This is a genomic window from Flavobacterium cyanobacteriorum, from assembly GCF_002251835.1.
Taxonomy (GTDB): Bacteria; Bacteroidota; Bacteroidia; order Flavobacteriales; family Flavobacteriaceae; genus Flavobacterium; species Flavobacterium cyanobacteriorum.
The window spans coordinates 1-15,201 of the sequence record NZ_NOXV01000303.1 but is presented as its reverse complement, the minus strand read 5'-3'; the positions used below and the strand labels follow the sequence as shown (position 1 = coordinate 15,201).

Here is a 15,201-nt window from a genome sequence, read left to right as displayed (position 1 = left end):
TATATATCATGAAAAAAAAATTAAACTTAACTTTTATAACATTACTATTTTTGACAGTAATGTCATGCTCAGACGATGATAATACTGTAGCATCGCCTTCAAATGCACCACAGCTCATTGCTCCTGAAAACAACACATCAATTGTGCTTGACCCCGAATTCGCTTCGAATCCGGCTATTACATTTGTATGGAACCACGCAGGCTATAATGTAGCAACAGAAATTGACTATAAAGTAGAAGTAGCCACCGCAGGTAGTAACTTTGCAGAACCTACTCAGGCCGGCGCTACAACAAGTAACCGCTTCCTTGTGCTTTCGGTAGCAGACCTCAACGCAGCAGCACTCGAAGCTGGTTTAACTCCTTTTGAAGCAGGCAACCTTAATGTAAGGGTAACTGCAACACTTGGCGACAATGCTGACATGCCAATGATATCTAATGTAATTACAATAAGTGTTACACCGTACACTACTGAAAACCCGAAATTATACATCAGGGGCAACTTCCTTAGTGACAGCGGCTACGGGCCCAACTGGGGTGACAATACAAACCCTCCTTTCATTGCCGGTGATGGTTTCGGTTCACCATCGTATGAAGGCTTTATTTACATGAATAACCCTAACCCTGAATTCAAACTTATACCTAATGCTGTAAATTTTGAAGGAGATTATGGTGATGCCAATGCCAGCGGAAATAGTGGAAACTTAATTCAGGAAGGTGAAAGTAACATTAAAGTTTCCGGTGCCGGTTATTACCTCGTGAGAGCGAATACTGACGCGCTTACGTATAATGTAATTCCAACAGAGTGGGGTATTGTTGGTAATGCAACTCCTGGCGGATGGGGCAACAGCACACCTATGACATATGACCCTGCTACCAAAAAATGGAGCGTTACCCTTATGCTTACCGCTCAGGCTGCGCCGGATAATGGCTTCAAATTCAGGGCTAACAACCAGTGGACATATAATTTTGGCGATAATGTATTAAATGATCCGGAGAGGAAACTCAGGTATGATGGCGTTAACATTGGTGTGGCTACTACAGGTATGTACACAGTGACCCTTGACCTTAGTAATCCGCGTAACTACAGTTATACAATTACACCACAATAAAAAAAATGAAAGGGTTGTGAACATTATCACAACCCTTTTTAAAGTTTAAATATTATGAAAAAAATCACATGTTTATTTATATTCCTTTGTAATTATCTATTGTTTGCGCAACAGCAGACAATTACTTATTCCGTTTCACCGGCTACTTTTGAGGAAACCCAGCCTATTACTATCACCATTAATGGTAACAGCATTAATGAAAGTACGTGGGGCGTTACCGGCAATGCGCTATACCTTTGGGGATGGTCTTTTGACCAAAATTTTGCCAATATTCAGGATTGCCCTACCAACGGCACCTGGACAAATTCTAACGAAGCTAACAGGCTCAATTATAATTCAGGTAATGATACATATACCATTACATTTGTGCCTACAACTTTTTATAACCGCACAGGTATCGGCCGGATTGGCTTTCTTGTAAAGGCTAAAAACGGTACCGGAGATAAAAAATCGCAGGACATACTCGTCAATGTAGGATTATTCCAGGTAAACCTTACGGCCCCTGCACAAAATAGTACCACTATCCTGAATTCAGGAGGAAACCTCGCAATCACGGCAACTAATACAGGGGGGCCGGCAAATTATAACCTGTTTGCTAATGGTACAAGTATTAATACCGCAGCAAATACATCAAGCTATTCTTTTACGAACACTAATATAACTGTAAATACAAATTACAGCCTGGTTGTTACCCAGGGGAGTAATACGCTAACCCGTAATTTTTCGGTTATTGTAAATCCGGGTACCGTAACGGCAAGCCTTCCGGCAGGCGTTGAAGACGGTATTAATTATAATAATGCTGATGCTACCCGTGCCACACTGGTACTCGATGCGCCGGGAAAAGACTATGTATATGTGGCCGGAAGCTTTAACAATTGGCAACCATCTTCGGCATTTGCCATGAGAAAAGACGCCGCCACAGGCAAATTCTGGCTTGAGCTTACAGGCCTTACCCCAGGCCAGGTATATACCTACCAATACTGGGTAGTAGACCAGACACCTTTTACTAACTCACCAGCTTTGGTAAAGACCGCAGACCCTTACTCAACACTGGTGCTTTCACCTTTCGATGATCCGTTTATCCCGGCTTCAACGTATCCTAACCTGCCTGCTTACCCTGCGGGCCAGGAACGCGAAGTAACAGTACTGCAAACAGGACAGACTCCTTACAACTGGCAGGTAACCAACTTCCAAAAACCAAAAAAGGAAGATCTCGTCATTTATGAAGCACTGGTAAGGGATTTTGATGCTGACCGTAACTATCAGGATCTTATTGATAAAATAGACTATTTTAAGAACCTTAAGGTGAACGCGATACAGCTGATGCCTGTAATGGAATTTGAAGGAAATGAAAGCTGGGGCTACAATACTTCTTTCCATTTAGCCCTGGACAAGTTCTACGGTACTTCTGCTAAATTCAAAGAGTTTGTTGACCTGTGCCACCAAAATGGCATTGCTGTTATACTTGACGTAGCGCTTAACCATGCTTTCGGCAGGAATCCAATGGTACGTATGTGGATGACTGACCCTGACAACGACGGATGGGGCGATCCTAATGCCGAAAACCCTTATTTTAATACAGTGGCGAGGCACAGCTACAGCGTAGGTTCCGATTTTAACCATCAGCAGGCAAGGACGAAAAATTATGTAAAAAGGGTAATCAAGCACTGGATACAGGAATATAAAATAGATGGTTTCCGCTGGGATCTTACCAAAGGGTTTACCCAAAACTGTACCGCGGGTAATGATGCCTGTACGAATGCATACCAGCAGGACAGGGTTGATGTATTACGTGAATATGCTGACTATTCCTGGAGCCTTGATGGTGACCACTACGTAATTTTTGAACACCTTGGTATAGACTCTGAAGAACAACAGTGGGCTAATTACAGGACCAATGAAGGTAAAGGTATAATGCTTTGGGGTAAAATGACCAACGAGTACAACGAACTAACAATGGGCTTTACCGCAAATTTTAACCGTGTAGGGCATGCAAGCAGGGGTTTTAATGCACCAAGGCTTATCGGTTATGCGGAAAGCCATGACGAGGAACGTATAATGTACAAAAACCTGCAGTTCGGTAATAATTCAAATGCCGCGCATAACGTTAGGAACCTTGGCGTGTCCCTGTCCCGTATGCCGGCGCTTGCAGCAATACTCATCCCTATTCCAGGCCCTAAGATGGTATGGCACTTTGGCCCCCTCGGATGGGAAAAATCACTCTTCACATGCAACAATGGCACTGTAAACCTTGAAAGTGATGCTACTCCGGGAGATTGTAAACTTGATACCAAGCCACAGCCACAGTGGACTGAAAACTGGCTTGCCAATACACAGCGTTTACAGATTTATAATACCTATGCGAAACTGATTGACCTGAAAAAGAATGAGCCGGTTTTTGAAGGTGATTATGCCATAAACTCTGGTACATTACTGCCGCGTGTCTATATATTCAACAACAGCCTTCCGGCATCACAACTTAAAAACGTAGTAATACTGGCTAACTTTAATGTAACAGCACAGAATATTACTCCAGATTTCCCATATACAGGTATGTGGTATAACCTTATGGATAATACAACATTCAGTGTTACCAGCACCACAGCGCCAATAAACCTGCAGCCGGGTGAGTTCAGGATATACGGGAACCAGGCAGCGCTTAGTACGCCTGAGGAAATATTAACTACAATGCCGGTGCTGTATCCTAACCCCGCATCGGAAATGTTTGCGGTATCAGTTGCTGCCGAAAAAGTGGAAATCTATACCCTTACAGGGCAAATGGTAAAAGCATTTGGCGCAAATGCAGCTTACGCTGTATATAATGTGAGTGATCTTTCTTCCGGGTTATACCTTGTTAAGATAACTGACAGTAACAACCGCGAAAGCACGCTGAAACTTATAAGAAAATAATATTTTTGAGTTAGTTTATTAGTTAAGTACAAGGCCTCCGGAAACGGGGGCCTTTTGTTATTTATATCTTAAAATGATTTACAGTAAAAAAGCAGGGTTTTAACTTTACTGTATGAAGAAGATATTTTTGATACTGCTGGCCGCTGTGTTCTTTGCCATGTGCAAAAGCAAAAAAACGGCTGCACCTGGTGAAGTGGAAACAATAACAGAGACAGCCGCTGCCGATGTGCAGTACCGTGATGATTTCCGTGCTGCCAGCGCTGCTGAAAAAGCCGCCCTGCTGAAAGAGCTGCGGGCAGTTGATGCAGGTTATTCCGTAATAATATTTACTAAAGGTTACAAAGGTGAAAAACTGGTGGTAAGCACAGCAGGAAAAACAATTTACAGCGGTAATTTTATTTCAAACCTTAAAACCGGCATAGCAGGCAGGGTACGTATACAAAACACTGCCGATACACGGGTGTTTGATGACTTTACTAAGAATGAAGCTGTAATAAGCGCTGAAGAAGCTGCAAAGCATAAATTCATTTACCTGATGAAAGATACAAGCCGCAAAGGCAACCCCTTCATGATTACCTATAGTAATACCCTCAGGCCTTTGAAGTAGTTGGCTTTTCACATACCTGCAAAGTGCCGTGGTAATTTCTATCGATATATCTTTGTCTGAACTTCACCATAAAATTATCCTGAAAAGGAATAATTTTTCTACTTGTTTGAATTTCCAATAAATAGTTATACTTTTGCACTCCCTTTATTGGGGATGGAATGTTTAATTAAAATAATTTATTGTGAACACATTAAGCTACAAGACAGTTTCAGCCAACAAAGCTACTGCTGACAAACAGTGGGTTGTTGTAGATGCTGAAGGTCATAATTTGGGCCGTTTTGCTTCAAAAGTTGCGATGCTTTTAAGGGGCAAATACAAGCCGAATTATACACCGCACGTGGACTGTGGTGATAACGTGATTGTTATCAACGCAGAAAAAATCAACCTTACAGGTAACAAGCTGGAGGATAAAACCTACATACGCCACACAGGCTACCCTGGAGGACAAAGGACTTTGTCTGCTAAGAACGTAATGGCTAAGAACCCTGCCATTTTAGTAGAAAAAGCTGTAAAAGGAATGCTGCCTAAGAACAAGCTGGGCGCTGAGCTATTCCGCAATTTAAATGTATATACAGGTGCTGAGCACAAGCATGCTGCGCAGTCGCCTAAAACCGTTAATTTAAACGATCTTAAGTAATGGCAACTATCCACAAAATTGGTAGAAGAAAAACCGCTGTTGCCCGTGTTTACCTTACAGAAGGTACCGGTAAAATCACGGTTAACAAAAGAGATTTAGAAACTTACTTCCCTACTGCCACATTACAGTACAAAGTGCGCCAGCCGCTTGCTATGACAAACAGCGTAGAAAACTTTGACGTAAAAGTGAATGTATACGGAGGTGGTATTACAGGACAGGCTGAAGCTGTACGTATGGCCATTGCCCGCGCTATGTGCGAGGTTGATGCCGAAAACAGGGGCATCCTTAAACCTGAAGGATTATTAACAAGGGACCCACGTATGGTGGAGCGTAAGAAATTCGGCCAGAAGAAAGCCCGTAAGAGATTCCAGTTCTCTAAGCGTTAATATCCTGTTGGCTGCCTTATTCAAAGGGCGGCACCGTTCATTATTATTTATTGAATTTAAAAAACCCAAGTTGTTGTTGCCCCGTTGAGGCGGGGGTTAGTTTAGCATCTAAATGGGCAGGGCCGGGAAACCGCCACCTGAACATTGCTTACTCAACAGAACGTAAACTATTACAAAAATGGCAAATAAAGTAGACGTTAAAGAATTACTGGAAGCTGGTGTTCATTTTGGGCACATGACCAGGAAATGGGATCCTAACATGGCTCCTTACATCTATATGGAGCGCAATGGCATCCATATCATAAACCTTTACAAAACTGCAGCAAAAATTGAAGAGGCTAACGATGCCCTTAAAAAAATTGCTGCTTCAGGCAGAAAAATATTATTTGTTGCCACTAAAAAACAAGCTAAAGATATCGTTGCTGAAAAAGCTACCGCGGCTAACATGCCTTACATTACCGAAAGGTGGCCGGGCGGTATGCTTACCAACTTCGTTACTATCCGTAAAGCCGTTAAGAAAATGGCTTCTATTGATAAAATGAAGAAAGACGGTACATTTAATACGCTTTCAAAGAAGGAGCGCCTTCAGGTTGACCGCCTTCGTGCCAAGCTTGAGAAAAACCTTGGTTCTATTGCCGACATGACAAGGCTTCCTGCCGCATTGTTCGTAGTAGACATCAAGGCTGAACACATCGCAGTAAAAGAAGCTCAAAAATTAAACATTCCGGTTTTCGCAATGGTTGACACCAACTCTGACCCCCGTCAGGTTGACTATGTTATCCCTGCAAATGATGATGCTTCTAAATCAATAGAAAAAATCCTTTCTTTAGTAACAGGCGCTATTGTTGAAGGCCTTGCTGACAGGAAATCTGACAAGGAAGACCTTCCTGAAGCTCCTGCACAGGAAACAGCTCCTGTACAGGCTGAGGCTGAAACTCCTGCTACCGAAGAATAATTAACATTACAGTAAAGCCGTTGTGCTGATGGATGTTTACTTTTGTAGCATTATCAGTATAACGGCTTTTATCTTTAACCTTAAAATACTTTTCTAAAAATGGCAAACATAACTGCTGCAGACGTAAATAAATTAAGACAAATTACAGGTGCCGGTATGATGGACTGTAAAAAAGCGCTTGTTGAAGCCGAAGGTGATTTTGACAAGGCAATTGAGATACTTCGTAAAAAAGGTCAAAAAGTGGCTGCCAACAGGGCTGACCGCGAGTCAAGCGAAGGTGCTGTAATTGCTGTTGTAAACGCTGATAAAACCGCCGGTGTTGTTATATCGCTAAACTGCGAAACTGACTTTGTTGCTAAAAATGAGTCTTTCGTTAAGCTGGCTAACGACCTTGCCCAGTTGGCACTTAACTATACTACTAAAGAAGAGTTTCTTGCTGCTCCTTTTAACGGTATTACTGTAGAAGAGAAACTTACTGAGCAGACAGGTGTTATCGGTGAGAAAATTGAGATAGGCTCTTTCGAAAGGATTGAAGGCGCTTTAGTGGGTTCATACATCCACGCGGGTAACCGTATTGCTACCCTTGTAAGCCTTTCAGGCGCTGCTGAAGGCGCTGAGGAAGCCGCACGCAACGTAGCGATGCAGGCTGCTGCTATGGTACCGCTTGCCCTTAATGAGGAAGGCGTTGATGCTGCTGTTATTGAAAAAGAAATAGAAATTGCCAAAGACCAGCTTCGCCAGGAAGGCAAGCCTGAAGCGATGCTTGACAACATTGCAAAAGGTAAGCTTGGCCGTTTCTTTAAAGATAACACGCTTGTAAACCAGGATTACATTAAAGACAGCAAACTTAGCGTAAGCGAGTATGTTAAGTCGGTTGATGCTTCACTAACTGTTACAGGCTTTAAAAGGGTTGCACTTGCATAAGGATTAACTCTTAGTATTAAATAAAAGAACCCGCGCCGGAAGGCTGCGGGTTCTTTTATTAAATTATTTAAAAATATGATACGTATTATCCTGATATTAAAACCTCAACTTTGTGACAGGTAAATCACGTTGAATAGATACATTTATAAAAAAACTTCTGAATGAAATCAGGGTACTATGTAATTTTTAAAAGCTCAGAGTATCTACTGCTATTTTGATCCCTGTGGAACTTCATTTTCACCATTTTAAGAAATTGTTTAGCGTCTTCCTTATCGTACTCACGGACTGGAATATGGATATTAATATCATTGTAATTGAAACAAAAACTGTAATAGTATTTTCTATATAAAATAGCAAATAAAAATAATACTATTCCTGCTAGTAATGGCGTTGTTAAAACCATTATATTTTGATTCTTAAAGTATAAAAAAGAAGCTAAAAAAAAGAAAAAAAAAGACGCTGCCGCAAAACGCAAATTGTAGGAAAAGGTTCGTCTTTTTACAAGCCGGAAACTCCTTACACTCTTCAGACAAAAAGGTTTTTTGTTTTTGAACGCATTAATGTAAATGCGGTCATTGAACACAAATCCAATTGTATTATAAAAATCGGGGGCTCCTGAAGGCCCTATATGAAGTTCGTGGCTTACCATATTTTTTAATTTCAGATTAGTTTTATCAAAAATATAGATCACGACTTAGAAATATATTCTAAAAATTAAACCGTTATGCTAAAACCTGACATTTTTATTTAAGAAATAGGATAAATTTCTTAAAACCGTGGAAATTACTTAAACTATACCAACAACTTCAGGGGCGGATACAGGCTGGTATTATTCCAAATCGTGAAAGATGACACGGCTCGTAGTGTCAGCATCCCGGACAACCTCAAAATGCCCCTGTAGCTGGCTGACTAATATTTGTATCAGTTGAAGGCCAAATGATTTGTTCCTGAATTGCTGGATACTATAACCAATCCCGTTGTCTTTGAGTTCAAGCATATATTTAGCTGGCGCAATTTGTCTTAAACGGATCCAGATTGTGGGAGAGTCTTTAATTGTTTTAAAAGCATGTTTAAAAGCATTGGTAAGAAGTTCATTCACAATAAGCCCCATGGAAATAGAAGTAGATAAATGGAAATTGACGTGAGGCTCTATATCATACTGAATATTTATATTAGATTCTTCTGAGTGATAGCTGTCTTTCACCGTGTTCGTCAAAATTTCGAGGTATGAGGCGAAATCTACACTTGAAAGTGAATCACTTTTGTATAAAATTTCATGAATAATAGACATTGATGTGATGCGGTTCTGAGCCTTTTGGATAAATTCATCAATAGAGTCAAAATTTCCTTTCCGGGCCTGTATGCTTAAAATACTGATTACCAACTGCAAATTATTTTTAACGCGATGGTGGATTTCTTTTAGCAGAATTTCTTTTTCTGTTAAGGAATCAAGCAGTTTATTTCTTGATTTCTCCAACTGCAGGTTTTTTTCATTCAATTCCTGTGTTTTTTCTAAAACTTTTTTTTGAAAAAAAAGTGCCTTCTTTTTATTGATTTTCAAACCAATTTTGAAGGAAACAAACAAAATCAAAAGAAGTAATAAAAATATGCCAACCCAAAACCAAGGCAGTTCATAAAATTTAGGCTCGAAGTAAAATGTTATTTTTTTATATACATCTGCTTTGGAGGATACTCCTTTGGTATGGATACGAATTATTAAATGTTTACCGCCAGAACCCGGCCTAGAAAACTGTATTTGTTTATTTTCTGCTTTATTCCACACCTCTTTTCCATCCAGTTTGTAGCTAACTGCCAGATTTACCTGATTCTCATGATACGCATAATCAAAATTTAAAATGATTTGATCAGCATTTTTTGAAATATAGTAACTATCGTTTTTAGGGGAAATAAGTTTATCTTCCGATCTAACAGCCGTAACAATGATTTCCTTATCAAATGGATTTGCCCTGATTTGTCCCGGATAAAACCATACAAAACCATTCATGCCGGGAAATCCGATGATTTTCTTATTCATGTTTACCGATGGGGATGTTGACCCTCCGTTAAATTCATTGGTCAGCAACCCGTCATCAACTGTAAACCGAAAAAACTCATTTGTTTTTCCTTGTAAAGTAGTAGTTATTACCCTGCTTTTATAGGCCATGAACAAGCCCTCATTACTACTAACCCAAATTCTACCCAGAGAATCTTCTTCTACACTATGCGAAGACACGAAATAATCTGGTTTTGAAACATGCACATGATAAGGCTTTAACTTTTTTAAAAGATACAGGCCGTTTCCATAGGTGCATACCCAAAATTTTTCATTATCTATCCTGATAAGATTTCTGACATAAACATTACCTAATCCCTGAACTGAACTAATTTTTTTTTGTTCTGGAGAATAGATATAAATCCCTTTTGTACCTGTAAAAAATAAGTCATTATTAAAACTATAAATACCCGTAATACTTTCATTTTTGAAGTAATTGGTAGCAAAATCATCTCTTTTCAAAGATTCATTTTCTATATAATTTACGCTGTTCAATAAATCGGTTTTACAAATCCAGACTCTGTCTTTGTGATGGCAAGAAGCTGTATAGCTCACAAAATCTATTAACTTATTCGTCTTAAATAGTTTATCACTAGAGTTCAAAATATTTATAAAACTCCCGAAATGCTGAATATAGTAACTATTGTTGAGTGGAAGTATAAAACTATTATTTGTACTTTTTAGTTTATATTCTATCAGTTTATGATTTTTAAAGTTAAAACTCCATCCGCAGTTACTATAAATTTCGTCATCGTTAATTTTTTTTACATTATAATTGATATCTTTTGTATAATCATCAAAAAAAATGTGATTAAATGGCGTGGGCTTTACAATCAATACATGGCCCTTGAGGCTAACGAGAACATAAAACCCATATTTTTGATTATAATGTATTCGAATAATATTTTGCTCGGGCATATCGAATAAAAAAGTAGAAGTAATACGATTATTTTCATAGTTGAGCTTATATAAGCTATTTTGTAGTATAAAATAATAAGCATTTTGATTGTCGATAAAAAAAAGATTCTTTACAGATGTATATTTTCCTGCCTGAAATAGAAATTTTTTAAATGCTGAATCTACTGCATTAAAAATCATCTTACCTTTTTTGTGAATGATATATATGTTTTTTTTATCAATAAAAAATAAATTGTTATTAAACTGAATCAAAGGAATTGAACTTTCCAATGGTGTAATAGAGGGAATAGTATAATTTTTTTTATCAATCTGNGTAGTACTTCCGTACTGATTGGCAGCTGCATCAAATTTAAGTTCATAACCTGTAGCAGGTATGCTTATAGCCGGAGATATGAACCAGTCATTCCTTGTAGCCTGCCAGATATTGATTGTTGGGGCCCCGGTAGTGCCTACATTGGCAAATCCATCATTATACCATGAGTTAAAAGCAGCAAAATTAGCAGGTCCGGTAGTTGTGTTACCACCTGTACCTCTCGACCAGCATTCCGGGGTTGCTGCTGTAAAGTCTTCCAGTAGCGGAGCTGTGAGTGAATTACAGGTTGAGAAAGATGATGTAGTACATCCTGTAGCGGCACCTGTAGCATTATATGGAGTTACAGTCACATAATAAGTAGTACCAGACAAAAGAAAACCAAGATTATAAGATGTTACATTGCCTACATCAACATTATTTAAGATTTGAGAGCCCGTAGGTGTAGTTCCGATTGTTAGCCTATAGCCCGTAGGGAATCCTGTAGCACCACCCCATGTTATAAGTGATGATTGTACGTTTTGTGCACCATCAGCAGGTATTGTAAGGCTGGTACATTCCGGAGCAATATTTTGCGTTTCTGTAACTTCAAAATTATCTACAAAAAAGTCTATAGAAGCAGCCCCGTTAGCTGTTCCTTCAAATCCTCGGAATGCTATCCTGATATTTTGTCCTGAGTAAGCTGCAAGGCTTGCGTTATATGCAATTCCGGCAGCAGGAGGCACGTTTGTATTGTTGAATAGTAACAGTTGTTGCCATGTTGTTGTACCTTCAACCTGTACCAGTACCTGTACAAAATCATCAGCCTCCCATGGCGTTGTTGGCGTTCCGGTGCCAAATGCCTGTGTTGCAGCGGCATTAAAACGTAGTTCATAACCATTAGTTGGGATACTGATAGCTGGTGAAATAACCCATGCATTTTTTGAAGCGCCATCTATATTTATTCTTAAGGATCCGGTTGTACCCACATTAGCGTAACCGTCAGCTACCCATGTATTTGTTGTTACCTGGCTGGTTGGTCCTGTAGCAGGATCTCCGCCATTCCCTCTTGTCCAGCATTCAGGGCTTGCTACATCAAAAGGTTCAAGAAGTGGGACAGAAAGTGCGCCGCAGGTACTAAAAGTAGAAGTTAAACAGCCTGTGGCGTTACCTGAAGCATTATAAGGGATAACCGTTACATAATAAGTCGTTCCGGATAGTAACGCGCCGATATTATAAGTAGTGGTATTTCCAACATCAAAATTATTTAATATCTGAGTGCCTGTAGGTGTAGTGCCAACAGTTAAGCGATAGCCTGTTGGCGAACCTGTTGCGCCTGCCCATGTAATTAATGATGATACTACATTTTGTGCGCCGTCTGTGGGTGTTGTCACAGATGTACAGTTTGGCGCTGTTGATGGTACAGGACTAATTTCAAAGTTATCAATTGAGAAATCAATATCCGCAACCCCGTCCTGTGTTCCCTCAAAAGCACGGAAAGCTACTTTGATGGTTTGTCCTGAGTAAGCTGAAAGAGGTATTATGTAGGGCGTACCTGAAGCTGAAGGTTGGTTGTTACTATTAAATATATAAACTTCCTGCCATGCAGTTGTACCTTCAACTTGTACTAATACTTGTATAAAGTCATCCAGTTCCCAAGGTGTAGTAGGTGCTGTTGTAGCAGCAAACTGTGTTGCCGCTGCGTCAAACCTTAGTTCATATCCATTAGTGGGTATTGCAATCGCCGGGCTTATAAACCAGTCATTCCTTATTGCCTGGTAGATATTATTTTTTATGGCCCCGGTTGTTCCGTTATTTGCAAACCCGTCAGCTACCCATGTATTGGTTGCCACAAAATTAGCAGGCCCTGTAGCTGGCGTGCCGCCTGTTCCCCTTGTCCAGCATGTAGGGTTAGCTACATCAAAAACTTCAAGGAAAGGTACAGTTCCAGCGCTACAGGTTGAAAAAGATGTAGAAACACATCCTGTAGCTTCACCGTTAGCATTATATGGTTTTATGGTAACATAATAGGTTGTCCCTGAAAGCAGTGAACCTAAATTATAGGTTGTAACGTTGCCAACATCTACATTGTTGAGTATTTGTGTGCCTGTAGGCGTTGTGCCAATAGTTAGGCGGTAGCCTGTTGGCAGGCCGCCCTGGTCAGCCCATGTAAGGACAGGTGATGTTACGTTTTGTGCTCCGTCAGCAGGGCTTGATAATGTAGTACACGCCGGTGGAGTTGTACTTGGCTGTGTTGCAGAAATATTATCAATGTAAACATAGTAGTCACCTGACGTACCGAAGTTACACCTCCAACGTATGCGTACATTAGATCCTGCGGGTACTTCTGCACCAGGAACAACATAAGTAACAGTCGCACATGTGTTGGCTACAACGTGATTACTGTTGTTAATTACTCCGGCCGAAACTCCCCAAGAGTCACCTCCATCCAGAGAAATTTCTGTCGTAATAGTTCCGTTATAAGGATTTGTTGCTACTGTAGGGGCGGACCAGTTAACAATTTTATAATCAAAAGAAATTGTAAGGTCTGACCCGTTTGAAACCTGTGTAGGCGTAGTCAGTGAACTTTCAGTAAGAAAATCGTAGATATTAACGCGCCACGAGGCACTGGCGCAAGCCTGTGTGGTACTTAAAAAACCAGCGGGGCTTGTCCAGCCCGTGGGCAGGGTTGTTGTTGGGAAGTTTTGCACAATGCCCACCTGTGCAAAACCAAGGCAGGATATTAATAACCCGGCCAGGGAAAGCGTAATTTTTTTCATAATTAAGATTTAGTTTAAGTATCCACGCAAATTAATGAAAAAAAATATACTGTTAATGAAATATTAAATATTTTTTATTATTCAATTATCATTTTGGCATCNTTTTTATTATATCTTTGTCAAGTACACTGTACATAAGGGTTGATTTTGAAATAATTATGTTTTGCAACACAAATTTCGTCAACCCTTTTTTATTTAACAAATAAGTTTAAACCACTTCAATATATAACACTTCTGTTTTGTTTTCTTTCACACTCGTAAATAAAGCATATGCCAATGGGCAAAGAACAAGAAGTACAAGCCACAAATCTACTTTTGACCGGTATATTTTCATAAAGCTATCCTTTTCTTCATTTCTTCAACAATATTATAAGCAGCAGGGCAAATAGCAACATTTTTCAGGGTTAGCGAAGCTATCTGCTGAAATTTTTTCCTGTCAGTGTGCGGAAATTCGCGGCAGGCCTTAGGGCGTACATCATATATCATGCAATAATTTTCACTATCTAAAAATGTGCAGGGTACGCTTTGCAATACATAGTCATTGTCTTCATCAATGCGAAGATACCGCTCAATAAACTGCTGTGGCTTAAGCCTCAGGTGCTTGGCTATCCGTTCAATATCGGCAAGGGTAAACAGGGGGCCGGTTGTTTTGCAGCAGTTGGCACACGCAAGGCAGTCCGTACGCTTAAACTCACTGTCATGCAGCTCCTGCATTACATAATCAAGGTTCTTTGGGGCTTTCTTTTTAAGCTTGTCAAAAAACTTCTTGTTTTCATTATGCTTATCTTTGGCTAACTTTTGAATATTACTTACAATCTGTTCCACGTTTCAGGTTTCATATTGTACCTGCAAAGGTACTAACTTTAAAACCTGGGCCTGTAACCTGAAACTAAAAATTTAATGAAAGACCTCTTCGGCAAAGCCATTCTTGATTACCAAACCAATAATGCGCCTGAAAACCTGATTACAGCAACGTCAATATCTGAAGAAGATGAAATGAGCGTGGCGTACCTGTTCCGCGATTTTAATGACATGCCGCTACTGGAACAAAAAGCAATGCAACTGGCCAGCGGACGCGTGCTTGATGTTGGCTGCGGCGCCGGAAGCCACAGCCTGTACCTGCAGAAGGAGCGGAACCTTGATGTTACTGCCATAGATATATCGGCCAATGCCACTAAAGCCTGTAAGCTAAGAGGCTTGAACGATGTACGAAATATAAATGTGATGCAACTTAAAGATGAAAAGTTCGACACTATATTACTGCTCATGAACGGCGCCGGTATGTGCGGGAGGTTAAATAAGATTACGCCCTTTTTACAAAAGCTCAAGTCGCTGCTTAATGAAAGGGGGCAGATATTGCTTGATTCTTCTGATATAATATATATGTTTGATGAAGATGAAGATGGCGGCAGGTGGATACCTACCAATCAAAATTATTATGGCGAGGTGACGTTTACTATTACTTATAAAGGGGAAAAAGAAGCGTCTTTTGAGTGGATGTATGTTGACTATAACACCCTGCAGAATGCGGCACATGCCAGTGGCTTACAATGCGGACTGGTAAAGGAAGGAGAACATTATGATTACCTGGCGCGTTTAACCCCCGGCCCGCCAAAACCGGGAAGGCGGTAAA

Annotated in this window: 10 protein-coding genes; 8 read left to right on the top strand and 2 right to left on the bottom strand. The window is 40.1% G+C overall.

The genetic code is table 11. The annotated features are described in order from the left end of the window. Window positions 1-8 precede the first annotated feature (8 nt). The 7 genes from CHU92_RS14085 to tsf all read left to right on the top strand — a co-directional run bounded on the left by CHU92_RS14085 (window position 9) and on the right by tsf (window position 7,528). Window positions 9-1,109 carry a SusE domain-containing protein gene (locus CHU92_RS14085; protein ID WP_094416664.1) on the top strand — a complete coding sequence of 367 codons (1,101 nt, stop codon included), beginning with the start codon at window positions 9-11 and terminating at the stop codon, window positions 1,107-1,109. Between the two features lie 54 nt (window positions 1,110-1,163). Next, window positions 1,164-4,019 carry an alpha-amylase family glycosyl hydrolase gene (locus CHU92_RS14080; protein ID WP_094416662.1) on the top strand — a complete coding sequence of 952 codons (2,856 nt, stop codon included), beginning with the start codon at window positions 1,164-1,166 and terminating at the stop codon, window positions 4,017-4,019. A gap of 112 nt (window positions 4,020-4,131) precedes the next feature. Next, window positions 4,132-4,626 carry a hypothetical protein gene (locus tag CHU92_RS14075; RefSeq protein WP_094416660.1) on the top strand — a complete coding sequence of 165 codons (495 nt, stop codon included), beginning with the start codon at window positions 4,132-4,134 and terminating at the stop codon, window positions 4,624-4,626. A 181-nt stretch (window positions 4,627-4,807) separates the two neighbouring features. Then, complete coding sequence (gene rplM / locus CHU92_RS14070) at window positions 4,808-5,263, top strand: 50S ribosomal protein L13 (RefSeq protein WP_094416658.1); 456 nt, start codon at window positions 4,808-4,810, stop codon at window positions 5,261-5,263. Continuing rightward, window positions 5,263-5,649: a 30S ribosomal protein S9 gene (gene rpsI / locus CHU92_RS14065; RefSeq protein WP_094416656.1), complete on the top strand. Its 387-nt coding sequence runs from the start codon at window positions 5,263-5,265 to the stop codon at window positions 5,647-5,649. The genes rplM and rpsI overlap by 1 nt, the downstream gene beginning before the upstream one ends. 178 nt (window positions 5,650-5,827) lie before the next feature. After that, window positions 5,828-6,604 (top strand): 30S ribosomal protein S2, encoded by a 777-nt coding sequence (rpsB, locus tag CHU92_RS14060; protein WP_094416654.1) that lies wholly within the window; start codon window positions 5,828-5,830, stop codon window positions 6,602-6,604. A gap of 99 nt (window positions 6,605-6,703) precedes the next feature. Continuing rightward, window positions 6,704-7,528, top strand: coding sequence for a translation elongation factor Ts (gene tsf / locus CHU92_RS14055; RefSeq protein ID WP_094416652.1), 825 nt, complete (start codon window positions 6,704-6,706; stop codon window positions 7,526-7,528). Window positions 7,529-8,357: 829 nt separating this feature from the next. On the opposite strand, the gene CHU92_RS14045 is transcribed toward tsf, so the two are convergent. Both CHU92_RS14045 and CHU92_RS14040 read right to left on the bottom strand, forming a co-directional pair. Continuing rightward, window positions 8,358-13,568 carry a histidine kinase dimerization/phosphoacceptor domain -containing protein gene (locus CHU92_RS14045; protein ID WP_094416648.1) on the bottom strand — a complete coding sequence of 1,737 codons (5,211 nt, stop codon included), beginning with the start codon at window positions 13,566-13,568 and terminating at the stop codon, window positions 8,358-8,360. A 330-nt stretch (window positions 13,569-13,898) separates the two neighbouring features. After that, complete coding sequence (locus tag CHU92_RS14040) at window positions 13,899-14,393, bottom strand: YkgJ family cysteine cluster protein (protein WP_094416646.1); 495 nt, start codon at window positions 14,391-14,393, stop codon at window positions 13,899-13,901. Window positions 14,394-14,468: 75 nt separating this feature from the next. Here CHU92_RS14040 and CHU92_RS14035 point away from each other — a divergent pair, with 75 nt between their 5' ends. Beyond that, window positions 14,469-15,200 (top strand): class I SAM-dependent methyltransferase, encoded by a 732-nt coding sequence (locus tag CHU92_RS14035; RefSeq protein ID WP_094416644.1) that lies wholly within the window; start codon window positions 14,469-14,471, stop codon window positions 15,198-15,200. Window position 15,201: the final 1 nt, after the last annotated feature.

Bases quoted from the DNA above. Each gene is read 5' to 3' on its own strand.
- CHU92_RS14085 (WP_094416664.1), top strand. From the start codon at position 9: ATGAAAAAAAAATTAAACTTAACTTTTATAACATTACTATTTTTGACA.
- CHU92_RS14080 (WP_094416662.1), top strand. From the start codon at position 1,164: ATGAAAAAAATCACATGTTTATTTATATTCCTTTGTAATTATCTATTG.
- CHU92_RS14075 (WP_094416660.1), top strand. From the start codon at position 4,132: ATGAAGAAGATATTTTTGATACTGCTGGCCGCTGTGTTCTTTGCCATG.
- rpsI (WP_094416656.1), top strand. From the start codon at position 5,263: ATGGCAACTATCCACAAAATTGGTAGAAGAAAAACCGCTGTTGCCCGT.
- rpsB (WP_094416654.1), top strand. From the start codon at position 5,828: ATGGCAAATAAAGTAGACGTTAAAGAATTACTGGAAGCTGGTGTTCAT.
- tsf (WP_094416652.1), top strand. From the start codon at position 6,704: ATGGCAAACATAACTGCTGCAGACGTAAATAAATTAAGACAAATTACA.
- CHU92_RS14035 (WP_094416644.1), top strand. From the start codon at position 14,469: ATGAAAGACCTCTTCGGCAAAGCCATTCTTGATTACCAAACCAATAAT.